The 18,892-nt window shown below is 48.2% G+C and carries 19 protein-coding genes; 13 read left to right on the forward strand and 6 right to left on the reverse strand.

Annotated elements, in window-relative coordinates; all coding sequences use genetic code 11:
- Positions 1 to 43: 43 nt before the first annotated feature.
- Positions 44 to 613, reverse strand: coding sequence for a DUF1287 domain-containing protein (locus BLP55_RS05795; RefSeq protein ID WP_091141396.1), 570 nt, complete (start codon positions 611 to 613; stop codon positions 44 to 46).
- A 63-nt stretch (positions 614 to 676) separates the two neighbouring features.
- Here BLP55_RS05795 and radC point away from each other — a divergent pair, with 63 nt between their 5' ends.
- The 3 genes from radC to BLP55_RS05810 are packed head-to-tail and all read left to right on the forward strand — an operon-like array spanning position 677 to position 2,827.
- Entirely contained in the window at positions 677 to 1,372 is a 696-nt protein-coding gene (gene radC / locus BLP55_RS05800) for a RadC family protein (protein WP_091141397.1), read from the forward strand.
- A gap of 46 nt (positions 1,373 to 1,418) precedes the next feature.
- Positions 1,419 to 2,102: a YjjG family noncanonical pyrimidine nucleotidase gene (locus BLP55_RS05805; RefSeq protein WP_091141398.1), complete on the forward strand. Its 684-nt coding sequence runs from the start codon at positions 1,419 to 1,421 to the stop codon at positions 2,100 to 2,102.
- Positions 2,099 to 2,827: a hypothetical protein gene (locus tag BLP55_RS05810; RefSeq protein WP_091141399.1), complete on the forward strand. Its 729-nt coding sequence runs from the start codon at positions 2,099 to 2,101 to the stop codon at positions 2,825 to 2,827. The genes BLP55_RS05805 and BLP55_RS05810 overlap by 4 nt, the downstream gene beginning before the upstream one ends.
- On the opposite strand, the gene BLP55_RS05815 is transcribed toward BLP55_RS05810, so the two are convergent.
- Positions 2,824 to 4,101: a replication-associated recombination protein A gene (locus BLP55_RS05815; protein WP_091141400.1), complete on the reverse strand. Its 1,278-nt coding sequence runs from the start codon at positions 4,099 to 4,101 to the stop codon at positions 2,824 to 2,826. The two genes, BLP55_RS05810 and BLP55_RS05815, sit on opposite strands and share 4 nt — an antisense overlap.
- Before the next feature lie 125 nt (positions 4,102 to 4,226).
- On the opposite strand from BLP55_RS05815, the gene BLP55_RS05820 reads away from it, so the two are divergent.
- Positions 4,227 to 4,994 (forward strand): rhomboid family intramembrane serine protease, encoded by a 768-nt coding sequence (locus BLP55_RS05820; protein ID WP_091141401.1) that lies wholly within the window; start codon positions 4,227 to 4,229, stop codon positions 4,992 to 4,994.
- A 92-nt stretch (positions 4,995 to 5,086) separates the two neighbouring features.
- Here BLP55_RS05820 and rlmB read toward each other — a convergent pair whose 3' ends face one another.
- The 4 genes from rlmB to BLP55_RS05840 form a co-directional block, all read right to left on the reverse strand.
- Positions 5,087 to 5,821 carry a 23S rRNA (guanosine(2251)-2'-O)-methyltransferase RlmB gene (gene rlmB, locus BLP55_RS05825; RefSeq protein ID WP_091141402.1) on the reverse strand — a complete coding sequence of 245 codons (735 nt, stop codon included), beginning with the start codon at positions 5,819 to 5,821 and terminating at the stop codon, positions 5,087 to 5,089.
- A 65-nt stretch (positions 5,822 to 5,886) separates the two neighbouring features.
- Positions 5,887 to 7,365 (reverse strand): SusD/RagB family nutrient-binding outer membrane lipoprotein, encoded by a 1,479-nt coding sequence (locus tag BLP55_RS05830; RefSeq protein WP_091141403.1) that lies wholly within the window; start codon positions 7,363 to 7,365, stop codon positions 5,887 to 5,889.
- 12 nt (positions 7,366 to 7,377) lie between these two features.
- Entirely contained in the window at positions 7,378 to 10,617 is a 3,240-nt protein-coding gene (locus tag BLP55_RS05835) for a SusC/RagA family TonB-linked outer membrane protein (RefSeq protein ID WP_091141404.1), read from the reverse strand.
- Positions 10,618 to 10,718: 101 nt separating this feature from the next.
- Positions 10,719 to 12,386 carry a BamA/TamA family outer membrane protein gene (locus BLP55_RS05840; protein WP_244503427.1) on the reverse strand — a complete coding sequence of 556 codons (1,668 nt, stop codon included), beginning with the start codon at positions 12,384 to 12,386 and terminating at the stop codon, positions 10,719 to 10,721.
- 262 nt (positions 12,387 to 12,648) lie between these two features.
- Here BLP55_RS05840 and rpsL point away from each other — a divergent pair, with 262 nt between their 5' ends.
- The 9 genes from rpsL (at position 12,649) to rpsS (ending at position 18,890) form a co-directional block, all read left to right on the forward strand.
- Positions 12,649 to 13,032 (forward strand): 30S ribosomal protein S12, encoded by a 384-nt coding sequence (gene rpsL / locus BLP55_RS05845; RefSeq protein WP_007136570.1) that lies wholly within the window; start codon positions 12,649 to 12,651, stop codon positions 13,030 to 13,032.
- Positions 13,033 to 13,150: 118 nt separating this feature from the next.
- On the forward strand, positions 13,151 to 13,627 hold the full coding sequence (gene rpsG, locus BLP55_RS05850; RefSeq protein ID WP_091141405.1) for a 30S ribosomal protein S7: 477 nt from the start codon (positions 13,151 to 13,153) through the stop codon (positions 13,625 to 13,627).
- A gap of 6 nt (positions 13,628 to 13,633) precedes the next feature.
- Entirely contained in the window at positions 13,634 to 15,793 is a 2,160-nt protein-coding gene (fusA, locus tag BLP55_RS05855; protein ID WP_091141406.1) for an elongation factor G, read from the forward strand.
- A gap of 11 nt (positions 15,794 to 15,804) precedes the next feature.
- Positions 15,805 to 16,110, forward strand: coding sequence for a 30S ribosomal protein S10 (gene rpsJ, locus BLP55_RS05860; protein ID WP_091141407.1), 306 nt, complete (start codon positions 15,805 to 15,807; stop codon positions 16,108 to 16,110).
- Between the two features lie 111 nt (positions 16,111 to 16,221).
- Positions 16,222 to 16,839, forward strand: a complete 618-nt coding sequence (gene rplC / locus BLP55_RS05865; protein ID WP_091141597.1) for a 50S ribosomal protein L3 — start codon at positions 16,222 to 16,224, stop codon at positions 16,837 to 16,839.
- On the forward strand, positions 16,839 to 17,468 hold the full coding sequence (gene rplD / locus BLP55_RS05870; RefSeq protein WP_091141408.1) for a 50S ribosomal protein L4: 630 nt from the start codon (positions 16,839 to 16,841) through the stop codon (positions 17,466 to 17,468). Before rplC ends, rplD begins: the two co-directional genes overlap by 1 nt.
- Positions 17,469 to 17,475: 7 nt before the next feature.
- Complete coding sequence (rplW, locus tag BLP55_RS05875; protein WP_091141409.1) at positions 17,476 to 17,766, forward strand: 50S ribosomal protein L23; 291 nt, start codon at positions 17,476 to 17,478, stop codon at positions 17,764 to 17,766.
- 14 nt (positions 17,767 to 17,780) lie between these two features.
- On the forward strand, positions 17,781 to 18,605 hold the full coding sequence (gene rplB, locus BLP55_RS05880) for a 50S ribosomal protein L2 (RefSeq protein WP_091141410.1): 825 nt from the start codon (positions 17,781 to 17,783) through the stop codon (positions 18,603 to 18,605).
- A gap of 6 nt (positions 18,606 to 18,611) precedes the next feature.
- Positions 18,612 to 18,890 carry a 30S ribosomal protein S19 gene (gene rpsS, locus BLP55_RS05885; RefSeq protein ID WP_091141411.1) on the forward strand — a complete coding sequence of 93 codons (279 nt, stop codon included), beginning with the start codon at positions 18,612 to 18,614 and terminating at the stop codon, positions 18,888 to 18,890.
- Positions 18,891 to 18,892: the final 2 nt, after the last annotated feature.

An 18,892-nucleotide genomic window follows, 5' to 3' on the forward strand; every position in this document is an offset into this window, starting at 1 on the left:
GTTACACTTTGCGGACTTTGCGCAAACTTTGCGGCCTTTGTGGTTAACTTCCAAAACGGTAATGACCTGTCATCGGATACTTGAACAAACAATCCTCGAGTACTTGCCCGGCCCCGATGTTGTGCACCACCAACGGCGTGCCGCGGGCCGATTTTTTGTGTGTCACAATACCTATGTGGGGCAGTTTGCCGTCCACCATCCAGGTAACCAGATCACCCGGTTTGTAATCGGCGGGATTGGCCGTGGTCGCTAGTTTTTTTCCGAACCGTGTGAAGAACACCTGCAAATTGGGCACCCGGCGGTGATCGATGTTGCGGTCGGGGCGGCGCAATCCCCAAATCTTCGGGTACAGGCCAAAATGCGCGGTCATATCCAAATGCACTTCTTTTTGCACGTCGATCCCCATTTTTCGATAGGCACGGACGACCACATCGGTACACACGCCTTTGTTGGCGGGCACATCGCCGTTTGGGTAGGGGATGGCAAAGTACGAACCGTCGTAGGTAACCTTTGTTTTGGTCAGCCCAATGGCGGCTTCCGATAGTCTGTCGTAAAAACCGTCTGGGGCAAAAAACGACAGAAAAACTGTAATGGCGATCGGCAGGATTTTCATAATTTGGCCTGGGTTGTTTAGATAACGCAACGCCCGTCCTGCAAATTATACGCCTTTAAGATTATGTCCGAACACACGCCTTTCCCGATCCGCCAATGGTGCGAAGATGACCGTCCGCGCGAGAAATTATTGCTCAAGGGCAAATCGATCCTGACCGACGCCGAACTGCTCGCCATTTTGATCGGGTCGGGCAGCCGCAACGAATCGGCGGTGGGATTGGGCCAGCGCATCCTGCTTTCGGTGGGCAACAATCTGGCGGCATTGGGTAAGCTATCGGTTGCGCAACTGATGCAATTCAGGGGAATTGGCGAGGTCAAGGCGCTCACGATTGTCGCGGCGGTTGAACTTGCGCGACGTCGCAGGATGTCTGAATCGGCCGCGCTCACACAAATCCAATCGAGCCAAAGTGTTTTTGAACTCATGCAACCCGTTATCGGCGATTTGCCGCACGAGGAATTCTGGATCATCTACCTGAACAACGCCAACCGCGTCATCGGCAAGAGCCAGCTCAGCAAGGGCGGTATCACAGGCACGCTCGTAGATGTGCGGCTGGTGTACAAGACCGCGCTCGAGTTGGGCGCCACGGGCATCATTTTGAGCCACAACCATCCGTCGGGTGCGCTCAAACCAAGCGAATCGGACCGGCAAATCACGCGCAAGCTCAAACTCGCTGGCGAGCATCTCGACATCAAGGTGCTCGACCATGTGATTGTCACCGAATCGGGTTGGCTCAGTTTTGCCGACGAAGGGTTGCTCTAGCAAAATTTTGTGATTTTGGTAACGTGCAAAAGCGTATTTTTGGGGCATGGAAACCATCACCGACGTATTTTTTGACCTCGACCACACGCTTTGGGATTTTGAAAGAAATTCGGCGTTGGCCTTTGCGGCGATTTTCGAAAAACACGCGATACAGGTGCCGCTCGATGAATTCCTGACGCACTATGTGCCCATCAACCTTAAGTATTGGAATTGGTACCGCGACGAAAAGGTCACGCGCGAGCAATTGCGCTACGGGCGTTTCAAGGATGCTTTCGATTTGGCGGGTTATGCCATAGACCGCGACACCATCGACTTGCTTTCGGACGATTACATTGCGCATTTGCCGATCTACAACCACCTGTTCGACGGGACCATCGCGCTGCTCGATTATCTGAAACCCAAATACCGTTTGCACATCATCACCAACGGGTTCTCGGAAGTGCAAAGGCGCAAGATCGACAATGCGAACATTGGGCATTATTTTACGACCATCACCGATTCTGAAATGGCGGGCGTCAAAAAACCCAACCCGATTATTTTCGAGTATGCACTGACGGCGGCCCAAGCCGATCGAAAGACAAGCATCATGATTGGCGATTGTATCGATGCCGACGTGCGCGGGGCGCTCGGTTGCGGGATCGACGCCATTTTGTTCACCGATGCCCAAACGCAAACCGATCCTTACATCAAACAAATCTCCCATTTATCGGACCTCAAGAACTATTTATGAAAAAGTTAGCCTGTATTGTTTTGCTGGTGTTTTCCGGCCTGTCTTTCGCGCAAAATGTCAGCGATTACCAGTATGTGCTGGTGCCCACCAAGTTTGCGTTTTCGAAAGAAGTGAACCCATTTGGCATCAGTACGCTGACCAAGGGCCTGCTTGAAAAGTACAAATTCAAGGCTTTTCTGGATACCGATGCCATTCCCGACGAAATTCTTCGGTTCAACTGCAACAAGCTTTACGCCGACGTGATCGAAGACAACACCATTACCACCACCAAGCTTTCGATTGTATTGAAAGATTGCAAAGGTACGGTGGTGTACCAGACGGCACAAGGCAAGAGCCGCACCAAAGAATGGCGCGTGGGCTACAACGAGGCGTTGCGCGATGCGGGCAGATCGTTTGATGTGCTGCATTACCATTACAACGGCAAAAATGGTGGCGTAAGCGAAAACGCCGCAACGGCTTTGGTCGTTGAACCCGCGGCGCCGGTTGCGCCGGTCAATCAAGGCGAAGGGCAGTTGCTTTTTGCCCAGCCCATCGCCAACGGTTTTCAACTGATCGACAGCACGCCCAAGATTGTCATGAAAATCCTCAAGACGGGTGCCTCGACGGTTTACCTGGCCGAAAAAGAAGCTTTAGAAGGCGTTGTACGCCAGCAAAACGGCCAATGGCTGTTCGAATACTACCAGGCCGGAAAACTCGTCGCCGAGCCCATTCAAATCAAATTTTAATAACCGTATTTGTCTTTCCAGCGGTTTCTGAGGAATTCGCGCGTACTGTTTTCCCGTGCATTGTTGCCCGGGACGTAAAGCGGGGTGTTGCGGATTGCGTCGGGTAGGAACTCCTGCTCGGCGAAATTGTTGTCGTAGCTGTGCGCATATTTGTAATCGTCGCCATAGCCCAATTCCTGCATGAGTTTGGTGGGCGCGTTGCGCAAATGCAGCGGCACGGGCAAATCGCCGGTTTGTTTGACCAGTTGTTGCGCCTTGCCGATGGCTTCATAACTCGCATTGCTTTTGGGCGACGTGGCCAGGTACACCGCACATTGGCTCAAAATGATGCGGCTTTCGGGGTTTCCGATGACCGATACCGCCTGGAACGTGTTGTTGGCGATCACCAGTGCGGTAGGGTTGGCGTTGCCGATGTCTTCGCTGGCCAATATCAGCATGCGGCGGGCGATGAATTTGACGTCCTCGCCACCTTCGATCATGCGCGCAAGCCAGTATACCGCACCATTGGGGTCGCTGCCACGCATCGATTTGATGAACGCCGAGACGATGTCGTAATGCTGTTCGCCCGTTTTGTCATACAACACCGTGTTTTGTTGTACGATCGAGAACACTTTTTCGTTGGTGATCACCACCGGGCTTTCTGGAGACGCATTGATGACGAGCTCGAAAATGTTGAGCAATTTTCTGCCGTCGCCGCCCGATAGACGCAACAACGCTTCGGTTTCCTTGAGTTTGATTTTTTTGGTGCGCAGGATTTCGTCGGTTTTCATCGCGCGCTCGAGCAACGCTTCGAGATCCTGTTTGGAAAAGGCATTGAGGATGTACACCTGACAACGCGACAGTAGCGCGGGAATCACCTCGAAACTTGGGTTCTCGGTGGTTGCGCCGATGAGTGTGACCCAGCCTTTTTCGACGGCGGCCAGCAACGAGTCCTGTTGCGATTTGCTGAAACGGTGGATCTCGTCGATGAACAAGATCGGGTTCCTGGCCGTAAACAAGCCACCCGTTTGTTTGGCCTTGTCGATGACTTCGCGGATGTCCTTGACGCCTGAATTGATCGCGCTCAAGATGTAAAATGGTCGTTTGGACTGTTGCGCGATGATTTGTGCGAGCGTGGTCTTGCCCGTTCCCGGCGGCCCCCAAAAAATCAACGACGGGACGATGCCGTTGCTAATTTGCTGCGTGAGCGAGCCACTGGGGCCCACCAAATGCAGCTGGCTGATGTAGTCTTCGAGTTGTTGCGGGCGTATGCGTTCTGCGAGCGGTGCTTCCATAGATGGTAAAAATACGACTTTTGATTTTTGTCAAAATTGGATTTCACGTAAATTTATAAACTGACAAAATAGCACGTTTTGTCCCGTGGCTTCCTGTTTGATAGGCCTGCGCAAAACCAACACTCATGAACGACGATCAATTCAAGTTTTCGGCCTCGGTGATTTTGCTGCCGTTTGCGTTTGTACTGACGCTGTGGCTGGCATTCTATATAGACATCAAGTTCAACCTCGATGCCGCCGACTGGGGCATTTACCCGCGAACACTCGAAGGTTTACGCGGCGTGGTGTTGAGCCCGTTCATTCACGGCAATCTCGAACATTTGTACAACAACACGATTCCGCTGTTGGTGCTTATGGCCGCGTTGCGGTATTTTTACCGCGAGCAATCGTGGGCGGTCATCGGCTATGGGATCTTGATTTCGGGGTTGATTACGTGGATCATCGGGCGATCGTCGTTTCACATTGGCGCGAGCGGGTTGATCTATGTGCTCACGGCATTTATTTTCTTTAAAGGCATCCGTACCAAGCATTACCGGCTTGTAGCGTTGTCGCTTGCCGTGGTCATGGTGTATGGCAGTACGATTTGGTATGTGTTCCCAGGCATCGAGAAGGAAATTTCATGGGAAGGTCACCTGGCCGGCCTTGTTACCGGTTTTGCGTTTGCGATGCTGTTTAAGACGCCTGATTACCATCGTCCGATCAAGTACGATTGGGAACGACCCGATTTTAATCCGGCGGGTGATAAGTTTCTCGAACGGTTTGACGAGAACGGAAATTTTGTGAATTTACCGCCGCCTGAACCGGAACCAGAATCAGATGAGTTTGCCGCGTCTCCTGCGGTGAAAATTACATACTTTTTTGTCCCGAAAGAGGAGCGGGACGAGAAGCCCTAGCCCCGATAGGAGTGGAAATCCTTTTGCTTGCCAAAACGCAGTGACGGCAATCAAAAGATTGAAACGAATAGCGGGAAAAAGCTCCTAAAAAATCAACTGCGCTGACGTACGGCTTCGTACAAAAATGCGCCGCAAGCCACCGAAACATTGAGCGAGCCGATGGTGCCGAACATGGGCAATTTGGCTTTTTCGTCTACGATTTTGAGCACCGATGGGTTGATGCCGCGGTCTTCGCTGCCCATGATGATGGCGACGGGCTCGTTGAAGTTGATGTCGTAAATATTGACGTCGGTTTTTTCGGTGGCGGCCATGGTTTTGATGCCCGAGCCCTGCAGGTAAAAAATGGCGTCCTTGATGTGTTCGACCTTGCAGATGGGCACGTTGAATACCGCGCCGGCCGAGGTTTTGACCGTATCGCCGTTGACGGGGGCCGACCCCGATTTTTGCACGATGATGCCATTGACGCCCGTACATTCTGCGGTGCGGATGATGGCCCCGAAGTTGCGCGCATCCGACAATTGGTCGAGGATGAGCAGCAGCGGCATTTGTCCCGATTCGGTAATTGAATTGACGAGCGATTCGAGGTCGTGGAACGCGATAGGAGAGATGGTGGCCACCGCGCCTTGGTGGTTGTGCGACGTGAGCCGGTTGAGTTTTTCGACGGGCACGTAGGAAAAGTTGACATTGGCTTTTTTGATGGCTTTCATGAGCTCTTTCATCAAGTCGCCCGCGGCTTCTTTCTGGACGAATACCTTGTCGATGACCGCGCCCGATTGGATGGCTTCGATGATGGCGCGCAGGCCGAATATTTGATTGTCTTTTTCCATGGCGCAAAGATATAAAAAAACCACCAGTGGATGCTGGTGGTTTTGTGATATGGAATTTGGTCAAATTAGTCGACGTCCCAAAACAATCTCGTAGCGAGTTTGTCTCCCCCAATGGCCGAACCTGCGGCATTGTAGTTCGTGGCGTTTAGTGTTTGTTCCAATACTGGGTAAGTGATACGTTTTGGAACTTGTCCTTCTGCCGCTGCAACCGCGCTTGCCGGAGCTACCAATTGTGGGTAGTCCAATCTTCTGTATGAAGTCCAAGCTTCGAAACCACGGTTGTAAAGCCCTAACCAGGCCTGCATTCCGATTTTCTCTTGCCAGGTTGCTCCTGCAGTGGCATAGGCCACACTAGGTTGTAACAGATAGGCGTCGGCGTCGGCTTGCGAACCACCCCAGTATAGGATGGATGCATTGACGGCATTGTTATAGTGACTTGCTGCGGTACCTCCTACAGACCATCCGCGCTCTACAGCTTCGGCCAAAAGGAACTCGACTTCGATGTAGTTCATGAGGATTCCTTCGAGCGTAGGGTCTAGCAATACGGTATGCTCGGCGTCGCCGTCGGCAGGGTCACCTGCAGATGAGTACTCAAAAAAGTCTCCACCTTCGGCATATGGGCCACCAATGTAAGCACCGCCGACAGAAGTATAGTAGAGGCCTCTGCGCGGGTCATTAACGCCGTTCATGTAGTCAACCAAAGTGTTTGCTGCGATAAAGTCGTAACGACCGCTCGTGACCAAGTCCTCATACAAAGGGTTGGTGTTTGGTTGAACAGACAAATATTGCACTGTTGCACTGTCTCCGGTTGATTCAAACACGCCAGAAGCCACTGCTTCTTCGGCGGCTGTTTGTGCAGTTGAAGCCAAACCAGGTGCGTCGGCAACAGTAATCGCCATACGCAATTTCAGTGAGTTGGCAAATTTGAGCCATTGCGCCATGTCGCCTCCGTAGATGACGTCTGCAGAAAAACTGTCTCCATCAGGATCGATGTTAGCAATTGCTACATCCAAACGCTCAAACAAATCTGCATAGATGGTTTCGGCATCATCATAAGCTGGTGTCGGATGACCTTCTGCATCAAGTGCTTCTGAGTATGGAACATTGCCGAAAATATCGACCAACACACTATAGGTATAGATGTTCAAAGTTTCGATAATTGCCAAGCGATTGTTCTTGGCCGCTTGTTCTGCTGGGGTTACAGGCTCTTCCAACATTACTGTTTTTTGAGCTTCCTGCAAGTCGCGCAAAACGTCACGGTAAAGTGTACGCCAAGTGTTATCGCCAATGTTACGTTGCAAAACGTCGTAACGCGATTCGTCCAAATAAGTCGTTTCTGTCCAATGTTGAGAAAACAATCGGAACACGTTGGTGTTCACATTGGTGCTGGTCATGTAGTCGAAGAGGTTCTTTTCGGCGTTGGCAAGCAAAGATTCCGCTGGAACCGACGCCGGATTCTTCGGGTCTACGTTCAAATTGGTGAGGTCGTCGTTACACGATACCGTGAACGCCATCACCCCTAATATCAAAAATATTCTTTTCATCGTCTTTTTTTTTTAGAATTTAGCTTTGAGGTTAAGCGCAAACGTTCTTACGGTAGGCAATACCCCAGATTGGAAACCTTGAAGGTTACCTGAACTTAAACCAGCTTCAGGATCGGCATCAGGCAAGTTTTTGTGGATGATCCACAAGTTGGTGCCGGAAAGGCCGATATACAAGTCTTGGAAAGTGTTGTTGAGCACTTTTTTAGAGAATGTATAACCCAAGGTCATTTCGCGAAGCTTCACAAACGAAGCGTCGTATACGTAGTCAGATGAAGCCGAGCCCAAGTATCCAAGATAGCCGTCGGTTCCTGTACTTTGATCCAAACGCACATTGTTTGGTGTGCCGTCAGGGAAAACACCAGGGAGGATTACACCACCGGTATCACCGTCAACCGGTGTACGGATAGCCTGTCCGCCATTTACAACAGTGTTGTTGTAAAGACCTGTTCCTTGTCCGTACCATTGGTCAAGCGAGAATACCTTTCCGCCTTTTTGTACGTCGATCAAGAAGCTCAAAGATACATTTTTGTAGGTAAAACGGTTGTTCAAGCCACCGGTCCACTGCGGAAGGAAAGTTCCGAGGTTTTTGTCGTTGGTTGAAGAAATCACCCACTTGCCTGTTTCAGGGTCAACCATGCGTTGGCCGTTGACATAAATGTAGTCAGATCCTTGTATTACACCATAAGGCTGTCCAACTTGTGCATTGATTGATACACCACCTTGGAAATTACCCAACTGGTAGTTGTCGATTCCTTCGTCGAGTTCTTTTACTTCGTTGACGTTTACTGCCCAGTTGGCGGTCATATCCCATGTGAAATTCTCTGTTTTTACCGGAACCAGGTTCAACGACGCTTCGATACCGCGGTTCTCTACCAAACCAACGTTGGTCCACTTTCTGGTGTATCCTGTCGCTTCCGAAATTGGCAAGTCGACGATTTGATCGCGTGTTTCGGTTTTGTACACCGATACATCGAGGCCTACGCGCTTTTGGAACATCTGCAATTCGAGACCAGCTTCGATACTTTCGGTTCTCTCCGGTTTCAAATCTGGATTTTGTTTTGTCGAAGGCACTGAATACATGTTAGAATAGAAGGCAGGAACGGTAGGGAATGTATCTACCAAGCTATAGCTAGGTGCATCGTTACCTACTTGTGCGTAACCTACACGAACTTTACCAAGTTGTAACCAGTTGGCGTCAACCAGTCCAGAGAACACAAAACTTCCCGACAATGAATAGTATCCGTAGTCGTTAAATCCATCCGGCAAAGTAGAGGACACGTCATGACGATAAGTACCGTCTAAATACAAGAAGTCGTCATATCCGAGGGATGCGCTGGCATAATAACCATCTACTTCACGTGTGTATTGTCCTTCAGGAACAATGGCGTTCGCATTGAGTGAGTTGTTGATGGTGTAGTGGTTAGGCACGTAAATTCCGCCAAGGGTCGAAGCGCGCAATGAAGACATTTCTTCTCTGCGGATGTTGACGCCCAAAACACCTTTAAGGTTTAATTTTTCGGTCAAATCGAAATGATAGTCAAAGAACATATCATAGTTAGATTCTGTTCTGTTGCGCATGAATTTCATGTATCCTGAAGATTCGTTGGTGTTTTGCGTTCCGAAAGTGTCGCCCGCATAAGATCCTTGTGCACGACGCTCTTCTTGTACTTCAGCATAAGTGTCCACCGACAAACGGCCGGTCACATCCAACCATTTTGCAATTTCATATGTAACGGCAGCATTACCTACAAAGCGGGTACGCTGGTCGTTCTGGTAGTTTTCATAACGCTCGAAATAAGGGTTGTTCCAGTATGCCGGTGAGAGGTTAGGTTGACCGCCAGCCAAGGATACACCACCCAAAGAGGCATTCCAAGTGTAATTCTTGCCAGTGGCGTTGTAAATGTTGCGCAAGTCATAAACATCTACGTTGGTAGCCCACCACTGTCTAAAACCTGCAACCAAGTTTCCGTTGTAGCCTGTTCCGTTACGACCCTGTGTTCTGGTGTCGATAAAGTTAGCCATGAACGACGCTTTGAGTTTGTCTGTCAGGTTATAAGATGCATTGGCCAACACCGAGTTTTTCTTTTGCTCGCTGTTCGGCATGATCCCTGTAGACCCCAAATTGGTGAATGACATGTTAAACGCGCCTTTGTCGTTACCGCCATTAAGGCTAACCGTATTGCTACGGGTAAAGGCTGTTTGAAAGAATTTAGAAGGATCGTTTTGGGCAGCTACCCAAGGCGTTGCTTTTTGGTAGTTCGGGTGCTCTGGCACGAATGAATCCCATTGGTATACCAGGTTTCCGGTAAAGGCCGGACCAAAAGAGGCATCGTCGCCGGTTCTTACCGCAGTATCTGCTTCACCGTCACCGTTTACGTCACGTGAAGTTCTGAATAATTCCCCAAAATAACCTTGTCCGTAAACTTTTTGATAGTCGACAAAGGTTTTCTTGTCTATATTTCCAACGCTAATGCTTGTGTCAAGCGTTACGCCCAATCCAGAGCCTTGCTTGCCTTTCTTTGTTGTGATCATGATTGCGCCATTCGCGGCACGAGAACCGTACAAAGCAGTCGCAGCCGCACCTTTCAAAACGTTGATTGATTCGATATCGGCAGGGTTGATATCCGCTGCCGCGTTACCATAGTCATAGCCGAATCGACCTGTCGTTTGATTGACATTGTTGTTGTTGGTGTTGTCGAGCGGAACGCCGTCGATAACAAACAACGCCTGGTTGTTGTTGTTCAGGGATTTGTAACCGCGGATAATGACGTTGGTAGAACCACCTAAGTTGCCGTTGGTTTTAACCTGAAGCCCCGATACTTTACCGGAAAGGTTGTTGATAAAGTTTGTGTTTGGAACACGGTTCACTTCATCACCGTCGACCTTTTGGGTGCCGTATCCGAGCGATTTTTTGTCTCGGGTGATACCCAACGCTGTTACCACAACGCCTTCAAGTTGTACGGAATCGTCGGCCAAACTTACGGTCATGTTGAGGGAAGCCGGACGCTCAACCGTTTTCATGCCAAGGAAACTGAACACGAGCGCCTGCCCCTGGGTTGCCTTGATTTGGAATTTCCCGTCAATGTCGGTCTGGACCCCTGTAGTGGTGCCTTTGACGAGAACGTTTACACCGGGAAGCGGAAGGCCAGCCTGATCCTGTACCGTTCCGTTCACCGTGATCTCTTGCGCAAAAGTGATTTGCGTAATTAGCGCAAAAAATAGCGCTAATAATCCATTGAACTTTAGTTTCATTTTTAATTATTTTGAATTAGTTAGCCCAAATTTCCAAATAAATTGTTAACTATCCTAATGGTGTAGCGACTTTTTTTGCAAAATTTTTCAAGAAAAAACGCTTAAAAACTGGTTTTGAAACTGATATGCACAATAGAGTTTGAGAGTTTGATTGCCTGGTCGTTCGTACTGCCGTTGGCATAGACGATGTTGAACAGTCCTGTTTTGGTCAAAAGTCCGAAGCCAAACCCAAGCCCCAGAAGGCTTCCGCCGTTGTCTGAAGAGTCGTCGCGAAAGTACCCGTAATCGATGATCGTGTGTGCATAAATTCCCGGTGTCAATACATAGCGGTATTCGGTTAACAATGAGGTAAATAGATTGCCTTGCAGGCTGTTCTCGTTAAAGCCGCGGATCGAGTTGATCCCGCCAAACCGGTGCAGTTCGTTGACGATGTATTTGTCGCTGTCGAGCAGGAAGTTTTGGGTCTTGAGATGAAACAGGTTTTTCTCGTTCAAATAGAAGTTGTGCTTGAGTTCGAGCTGGGCGAAAAACTGTCCGTTTTTTTCGAATTTCGATTCGCGCGAACCCAAGCCTGCTTTTGCATAAAGCCGTGTTTTTTCGGGGAACAGAAAGTCGTCGGGCTTGAAGTCCATGAACTCGAAATGCGTCGTAAAAAAAGTACTCGTAAAATCGCTCAAACTCGATAGGTTTACATTTTGGATGTCGCTCGATTCGGTCGACTGATAGCCCAAATATAACCTCGTGTTGTAATTGAAAAAATATCCCAAGTCTAACGCTGTGCGCGTGTTCTGGAATGTGCTGTCCTGTTTGAAGATATTGAGGTTTCCTTTGAGCGCAAACGGCGATTTGAAAATATAAGGCAGTTCGATTGCGGCATTGAACGTCTTTTGGTCGTTGCCGTCGCTTTTCCAGTAAATGGTGAACGTTTCGCCGGTGTTGAGGATGTTGTTCAAAATCAAATCGACGTAGCCGTTGAAACGGACCTTGTTGTCGTCGCCGTTCGAAAATCCGATAAAGCCGTCAAACGTGTTGGCTTTGTTTTTTTCGAGGTAGACGTAGATTTTGGTCGAATCGGTCTCGAACAATATTTCGGGGTGCTTGATTTGTTTGACGAAACGGAATTTGTCGAAATCGGTGCGCAGTTGCTGCAACGTCTCCTGGTTGAACGTTCGGTTGCGGTACATCCGTTTGATTTGCCGCTTGTGGCCCTCGGGGAATTTGGTGTAGCCGTTGATGACAATATCATTTACCTGCCGCGGCGCGTTGAGTGTCAGCTTAAGATTGGCATGCAGGCTGCCCTGACGGTCGGACAAATCGGTCAATTGCAATTTGGCCATCGCGTAGCCTTTTTTCTCCAATCGCGACAATGTGGCGTTGAGGAAATTTTCGACTTCGGTATACGGCATCGCGAGTGTGTCGTTGGTTTCGCTCGGGAAGGCGATGGTTCGCAATTCGGGAACCGTTCCGATATATAGGTGTAGTGTTTTGGTAACCGAGCCGAGCGCAAACCGGAACAAAAAGGTCGAGTCGGTGGGTTTTTCGTTGCCAAGGATTTCGTGGGTGACAAATCCGGCGCGTGCGAGTTTTTGCGAAACGGTTCGCACTTCGTCGGTGATCGATTTGGCGTTGGTGTGTTGTGGGTTGTATCCGATGGAGTCGATCGTCTTGGTTTCGGCGTCGGAGGCCCCGTTGATTTTGAGGCGCAGGGTTTGGGCCGAAAGCGGGCTTCCGAGCAACAGCAACAAAACCAATCCGAACCAATTTTTCAACCGTAGATTTTTTGATAAAAGTAACGCAAAAATAAGCCGTTTCATATCTGCCTGAAAAAGGTTCGGTTGATAATTGTACGGTGCCTTCAAAAAGCATCCCCAAAATCGCAAGGCCACGACGTTGCAATCGGCTGACAACCACAAATATTTAATTGTTATGAAAATTAATGTTTTAAGATTTGTTTCGTTCAAAATTATCACTACATTTGCAACCCCGTAAAAAGCGGGATTTTTATAACGTAATATATTTTTAGTATTCATTATGCCAACAATTCAACAATTAGTAAGAACTGGAAGAACCCAGATAACTAAGAAGAGTAAATCGGTTGCTTTGGATTCATGTCCGCAAAGACGTGGCGTTTGTACGCGTGTTTACACCACCACCCCTAAAAAACCAAACTCGGCGATGCGTAAAGTAGCGCGTGTACGTTTGACCAACGGGAACGAGGTGAACGCTTACATCCCAGGTGAAGGACACAACCTCCAAGAGCACTCGATAGTATTAGTTAGGGGCGGAAGGGTAAAAGATTTGCCAGGCGTTCGTTACCACATTGTACGCGGAGCACTCGATACTTCAGGTGTCGCAGGCCGTACGCAACGTCGTTCGAAGTATGGTGCAAAACGCCCTAAAGAAGCGAAAAAGTAATTTTAACAGTCATAAAGTCGTAAAGTCGAAAGTCATAAAGGCGAAGACAAATTACGGTTCGGATGCCTTTAAGACTTTAAGACCTTAAGACTTTAAGACCAAAACTTTAAGAAAAGACATGAGAAAAAGACAGGCAAAGAAAAGACCTCTTTTACCAGATCCAAGGTTTAACGACCAATTGGTAACGCGTTTTGTGAACAACTTGATGTGGGACGGTAAGAAATCAACCGCTTTCAAAGTATTCTATGATGCGATCGATATCGTAGAGTCTAAAAAGCAAGACGCCGAAAAATCGGCGCTCGAAATCTGGAAAGATGCATTGACCAACGTCATGCCGCACGTAGAAGTACGTTCGCGTCGTGTAGGGGGTGCTACCTTCCAAATCCCGATGCAAATTCGTCCAGACCGTAAAATCTCTATGGCGATGAAATGGATGATCCTTTACGCGCGTCGTAGAAATGAGAAATCCATGGCTGCCAAATTGGCGTCTGAAGTCCTGGCTGCTGCCAAGGAAGAAGGTGCTGCGGTGAAAAAGCGTATGGATACGCACAAAATGGCCGAAGCAAACAAAGCATTCTCTCACTTTAGATTCTAATCAGCAATGGCAAGAGATTTAAAATACACCAGAAATATTGGAATTGCTGCTCACATTGATGCCGGTAAAACGACAACAACCGAGCGTATCCTTTTTTATACCGGAAAGTCACACAAAATCGGTGAGGTGCACGATGGTGCTGCAACGATGGACTGGATGGCGCAAGAGCAAGAGCGTGGAATCACGATTACTTCTGCTGCGACAACCTGTGAGTGGAGCTTCCCAACGAATCAAGGTAAACCTACCGCCGATTCAAAACCATACCACTTCAACATCATCGACACCCCGGGACACGTTGACTTTACCGTAGAGGTAAACCGTTCATTGCGTGTACTCGACGGATTGGTATTCTTGTTTTCTGCAGTTGACGGCGTTGAGCCACAATCGGAAACCAACTGGCGTTTGGCGGATCAATACCGCGTACCCCGTATGGGCTTCGTGAACAAGATGGACCGTCAAGGTTCGAACTTCTTGGGCGTATGCCAGCAAGTTCGCGACATGTTGAAATCAAACGCCGTGGCGATCACGTTGCCAATCGGTGACGAAATCGACTTTAAAGGTGTCGTTGACCTCGTGAAAAACCAGGCAATCGTATGGCACGATGAAACGCAAGGCGCTACCTTCGACATCGTTGACATCCCTGCCGACATGGTAGACGAAGTAAAACAATACAGAGACATCCTCATCGAGGCGGTTGCCGATTACGATGACAGCTTGCTCGACAAATACATGGAAGATCCGGATTCAATCACTGAAGAAGAGATCAACAATGCATTGCGTGCCGCTACGATCGACATGGCCATCATCCCGATGATCGCCGGTTCTTCGTTCAAGAACAAAGGTGTTCAGTTCATGCTCGACGCTGTTTGTAAATATTTGCCGTCTCCACTCGACAAAGAAGGTATCGAAGGTATCGACCCGGATGATGCTGATTTGCTCGAAGAAGACCAAACCAAAATCTTGCGTCGTCCAGACGTAAAAGAGCCTTTCGCGGCTTTGGCATTTAAGATTGCTACCGACCCGTTCGTAGGTCGTTTGGCGTTCTTCCGTGCCTATTCAGGTCGTTTGGATGCAGGTTCTTACATCTTGAACACCCGTTCAGGTAACAAAGAGCGTATCTCCCGTATCTACCAGATGCACGCCAACAAACAAAACCCAATCGAGTACATCGAGGCAGGTGACATTGGTGCAGCTGTAGGTTTCAAAGACATCAAAACAGGTGATACTTTGTGCGACGAGAAACACCCAATCATCCTCGAATCGATGAAATTCCCTGATCCGGTAATCGGTATCGCGATCGAGCCTAAAACCAAGGCCGACGTAGACAAAATGGGTATGGCTTTGGCGAAATTGGCCGAAGAGGATCCAACGTTTACCGTTCGTACCGACGAAGCTTCGGGACAAACCATCATCTCGGGTATGGGCGAGTTGCACCTTGACATCTTGATCGACCGTATGAAGCGCGAGTTCAAGGTAGAGGTGAACCAAGGCGAGCCGCAGGTAGAATACAAAGAAGCATTCACAAGATCTGCACAGCACCGCGAAGTGTACAAGAAACAATCGGGTGGTCGTGGTAAGTTTGGTGACATCGTGTTCCGTTTGGAGCCGGCTGACGAAGTCGATGGCAAAGTGCCGATGGGCTTGCAGTTCGTCAACGAAGTAAAAGGTGGTAATGTTCCTAAGGAATTTATCCCTGCCGTTGAGAAAGGTTTCCGCGAATCGATGAAAACGGGTCCTTTGGCCGGTTATGCGGTAGACAGCTTGAAAGTGACGTTGCTCGACGGATCGTACCACGCGGTCGACTCTGACGCCTTGTCATTTGAATTGGCGGCCAAGATGGGTTACAAAGAAGTAGCGAAAGCTGCGGGTGCCATCATCCTTGAGCCGATCATGAAAATCGAGGTGATTACGCCAGAAGAAAACATGGGTGACATTGTAGGTGACTTGAACCGTCGTCGCGGACAAGTGAACGACATGGGCGACAGAAATGGTGCTAAAACCATCAAAGCCAATGTGCCGTTGTCTGAGATGTTCGGCTACGTGACTACGTTGCGTACGTTGTCTTCGGGTCGTGCGACTTCTACCATGGAGTTCTCACACTACGAGGAAACGCCTTCGAACATTTCGGAAGCCGTTATCAAAAAGGCAAAAGGAGTAACCGCTTAATATTTTAAAAGATGAGTCAAAAAATCAGAATAAAATTGAAATCTTACGATCACATGCTCGTAGACAAGTCGTCTGAGAAGATCGTAAAAACAGTAAAGAGCACTGGAGCGGTTGTAACTGGCCCGATTCCGTTGCCTACACACAAAAAATTGTTTACCGTTTTGCGCTCGCCGCACGTAAACAAGAAAGCACGTGAGCAGTTCGAAGTGATGTCTTACAAAAGATTGATCGACATCTACTCTTCGTCTTCAAAAACCATCGACGCGTTGATGAAACTCGAATTGCCTAGCGGCGTCGAGGTCGAAATCAAAGTATAAGTATCCATAAGATTTGGTATAAAGTATCGGGATTTTGCGTCTCGATGCTTTATACTTATGTCTAAAAGGAACAATAAAGAATTTTTTTTAATAATCAATAAATTAGTAATTATGTCTGGGTTAATCGGAAGAAAAATCGGCATGACTTCAATCTTTGACGAGAACGGGAAAAACATCCCTTGTACCGTAATCGAAGCAGGTCCATGTGTCGTTACCCAAGTCAGAACCACAGCGGTCGACGGGTATGAAGCGTTGCAACTTGGTTTCGATGACAAATCTGAAAAACATTCCACAAAAGCGGCTACTGGCCACTTTAAGAAAGCGGGAACTGTTGCCAAGAAAAAAGTCGTCGAATTCCAGGATTTCGCAACAGAACAAAAATTGGGTGACATCCTTGATGTAACCGTTTTTGCAGAAGGTGAATTTGTGGACGTTCAAGGCGTCTCAAAAGGTAAAGGTTTCCAAGGTGTCGTCAAGCGTCATGGCTTTGGTGGTGTAGGTCAGTCTACACACGGTCAGCACAACCGTTTGAGAGCACCGGGATCTGTGGGTGCATCGTCTTATCCGTCACGCGTATTCAAAGGAATGCGTATGGCCGGCAGAATGGGCGGTGAAAATGTTAAAGTTCAAAACTTGAGAGTATTGAAGGTAATCGCCGACAAAAACCTGTTGTTGGTTAAAGGTGCGGTTCCAGGACACAACAACTCTTATGTAATCATTCAGAAGTAATGGAAGTAAAAGTTTTAAATATCAGCGGAAAAGAAACTGGAAGAAAAGTACAGCTTTCTGACGACGTTTTTGGGATCGAGCCAAACAACCACGCGGTTTACCTCGACGTGAAACAATACTTGGCCAACCAAAGACAAGGAACGCACAAAGCCAAAGAGCGTGCTGAAGTAACCGGATCTACACGTAAGATCAAAAAACAAAAAGGTACCGGTACGGCACGTGCGGGATCTGTGAAGAACCCTTTGTTCAAAGGTGGTGGTACCGTTTTCGGACCGCGCCCGAGAAGCTACTCGTTCAAATTGAACAAGAACTTGAAGCGTTTGGCCCGTAAATCGGCTTTCTCGATCAAGGCAAAAGAGTCGAGTTTGATTGTTTTGGAAGACTTCAACTTCGAAACGCCAAACACCAAGAATTTCATCAATGTGTTGAAAGCATTGGGGTTAGAAAACAAAAAATCTTTGTTCGTGTTGGGTGATACAAATAAAAATGTATATTTGTCCTCGCGCAATTTGAAAGCTTCTAATGTAGTAACTAGCTCAGAATTAAGCACTTATGCAATTTTAAATGCAAATAATTTGGTGCTTCTGGAAGGTTCTGTAGAAGGAATTGTAGAAAATTTAAGCAAATAATTACGACATGAGTATCATTATTAAGCCCATCGTAACTGAAAAAGTAACCAAGGAAAGCGAGCTTTCTAACCGTTACGGTTTCGTCGTGGACAAAAAGGCGAACAAGGTCGAGATCAAGAAAGCGGTAGAAGCTGCTTACGGGGTCAACGTCTTGGCGGTCAACACCATGAACGTTCGTCCAGACAGAAGCACGAAATACACCAAGAGTGGACTCATCAGCGGGAAGACCAACGCTTACAAAAAAGCGATCGTCCAAGTGCAAGAAGGAGAAACCATCGATTTTTATAACAATATCTAAAATAAGGCAGCATTATGTCAGTTAGAAAATTAAAACCTATTACCCCAGGCCAGCGATTTAGAGTCGTGAATAGCTTTGACACTATTACGACTGACAAGCCGGAGCGTTCATTGATCGCATCGAAAAAAGGTTCAGGCGGTAGAAATAGTCAAGGAAAGATGACCATGCGTTACACAGGCGGTGGTCACAAACAAAGGTACCGTATCATCGATTTCAAAAGAACCAAGCACGGTATTCCTGCTACGGTTAAAACCATCGAGTACGATCCGAACAGAACGGCGTTCATCGCTTTGTTGGCTTATGCCGATGGTGAGAAAACGTACATCATTGCCCAAAATGGTTTGCAAGTTGGTCAGAAATTGGTTTCTGGCGAAGACGCGCAGCCTGAAATCGGAAACACTTTGCCACTGAGCAAAATTCCATTGGGTACTGTTATTTCTTGTATCGAATTGCGTCCGGGTCAAGGTGCGGTTATCGCGCGTTCGGCCGGTACTTTCGCACAGCTTATGGCGCGTGACGGAAAGTATGCTACGATCAAAATGCCTTCTGGCGAAACCCGTTTGATATTGCTGACTTGTTCGGCTACGATTGGTGCGGTTTCTAACTCAGACCACCAACTCATCGTTTCAGGTAAGGCTGGACGTTCACGTTGGTTGGGCAGACGTCCAAGAACGAGACCGGTAGCGATGAACCCTGTCGATCACCCGATGGGTGGTGGTGAAGGACGTTCGTCTGGAGGTCACCCACGTTCAAGAAAAGGTTTGCCGGCTAAAGGTTACAGAACCCGCGCCAAGCAAAACCCGAGCAACAAGTACATTGTAGAACGCAGAAAGAAATAATAAGACATGGCACGTTCATTAAAAAAAGGACCTTACGTTCATTATAAATTAGAGAAGAAAGTTCTCGACAACATCGAAGGTGGCAACAAAGGTGTCGTGAAGACCTGGTCTCGCGCTTCTATGATTACCCCTGATTTCGTCGGGCAGACTATCGCAGTTCACAATGGCCGCCAGTTCGTTCCGGTATATGTTACCGAGAACATGGTAGGACATAAATTAGGAGAATTTTCGCCAACAAGATCATTCCGTGGTCACGCTGGAGCTAAAAACAAAGGTAAAAAGTAAGA

This window comes from Flavobacterium caeni (genome assembly GCF_900101895.1).
GTDB classification, from domain to species: Bacteria; Bacteroidota; Bacteroidia; order Flavobacteriales; family Flavobacteriaceae; genus Flavobacterium; species Flavobacterium caeni.

Excerpts from the sequence above, each read along its gene's own strand:
- BLP55_RS05795 (WP_091141396.1), bottom strand. The coding sequence starts at position 613 with ATGAAAATCCTGCCGATCGCCATTACAGTTTTTCTGTCGTTTTTTGCC.
- radC (WP_091141397.1), top strand. The coding sequence starts at position 677 with ATGTCCGAACACACGCCTTTCCCGATCCGCCAATGGTGCGAAGATGAC.
- BLP55_RS05805 (WP_091141398.1), top strand. The coding sequence starts at position 1,419 with ATGGAAACCATCACCGACGTATTTTTTGACCTCGACCACACGCTTTGG.
- BLP55_RS05810 (WP_091141399.1), top strand. The coding sequence starts at position 2,099 with ATGAAAAAGTTAGCCTGTATTGTTTTGCTGGTGTTTTCCGGCCTGTCT.
- BLP55_RS05815 (WP_091141400.1), bottom strand. The coding sequence starts at position 4,101 with ATGGAAGCACCGCTCGCAGAACGCATACGCCCGCAACAACTCGAAGAC.
- BLP55_RS05820 (WP_091141401.1), top strand. The coding sequence starts at position 4,227 with ATGAACGACGATCAATTCAAGTTTTCGGCCTCGGTGATTTTGCTGCCG.
- rlmB (WP_091141402.1), bottom strand. The coding sequence starts at position 5,821 with ATGGAAAAAGACAATCAAATATTCGGCCTGCGCGCCATCATCGAAGCC.
- BLP55_RS05830 (WP_091141403.1), bottom strand. The coding sequence starts at position 7,365 with ATGAAAAGAATATTTTTGATATTAGGGGTGATGGCGTTCACGGTATCG.
- BLP55_RS05835 (WP_091141404.1), bottom strand. The coding sequence starts at position 10,617 with ATGAAACTAAAGTTCAATGGATTATTAGCGCTATTTTTTGCGCTAATT.
- rpsL (WP_007136570.1), top strand. The coding sequence starts at position 12,649 with ATGCCAACAATTCAACAATTAGTAAGAACTGGAAGAACCCAGATAACT.
- rpsG (WP_091141405.1), top strand. The coding sequence starts at position 13,151 with ATGAGAAAAAGACAGGCAAAGAAAAGACCTCTTTTACCAGATCCAAGG.
- fusA (WP_091141406.1), top strand. The coding sequence starts at position 13,634 with ATGGCAAGAGATTTAAAATACACCAGAAATATTGGAATTGCTGCTCAC.
- rpsJ (WP_091141407.1), top strand. The coding sequence starts at position 15,805 with ATGAGTCAAAAAATCAGAATAAAATTGAAATCTTACGATCACATGCTC.
- rplC (WP_091141597.1), top strand. The coding sequence starts at position 16,222 with ATGTCTGGGTTAATCGGAAGAAAAATCGGCATGACTTCAATCTTTGAC.
- rplD (WP_091141408.1), top strand. The coding sequence starts at position 16,839 with ATGGAAGTAAAAGTTTTAAATATCAGCGGAAAAGAAACTGGAAGAAAA.
- rplW (WP_091141409.1), top strand. The coding sequence starts at position 17,476 with ATGAGTATCATTATTAAGCCCATCGTAACTGAAAAAGTAACCAAGGAA.
- rplB (WP_091141410.1), top strand. The coding sequence starts at position 17,781 with ATGTCAGTTAGAAAATTAAAACCTATTACCCCAGGCCAGCGATTTAGA.
- rpsS (WP_091141411.1), top strand. The coding sequence starts at position 18,612 with ATGGCACGTTCATTAAAAAAAGGACCTTACGTTCATTATAAATTAGAG.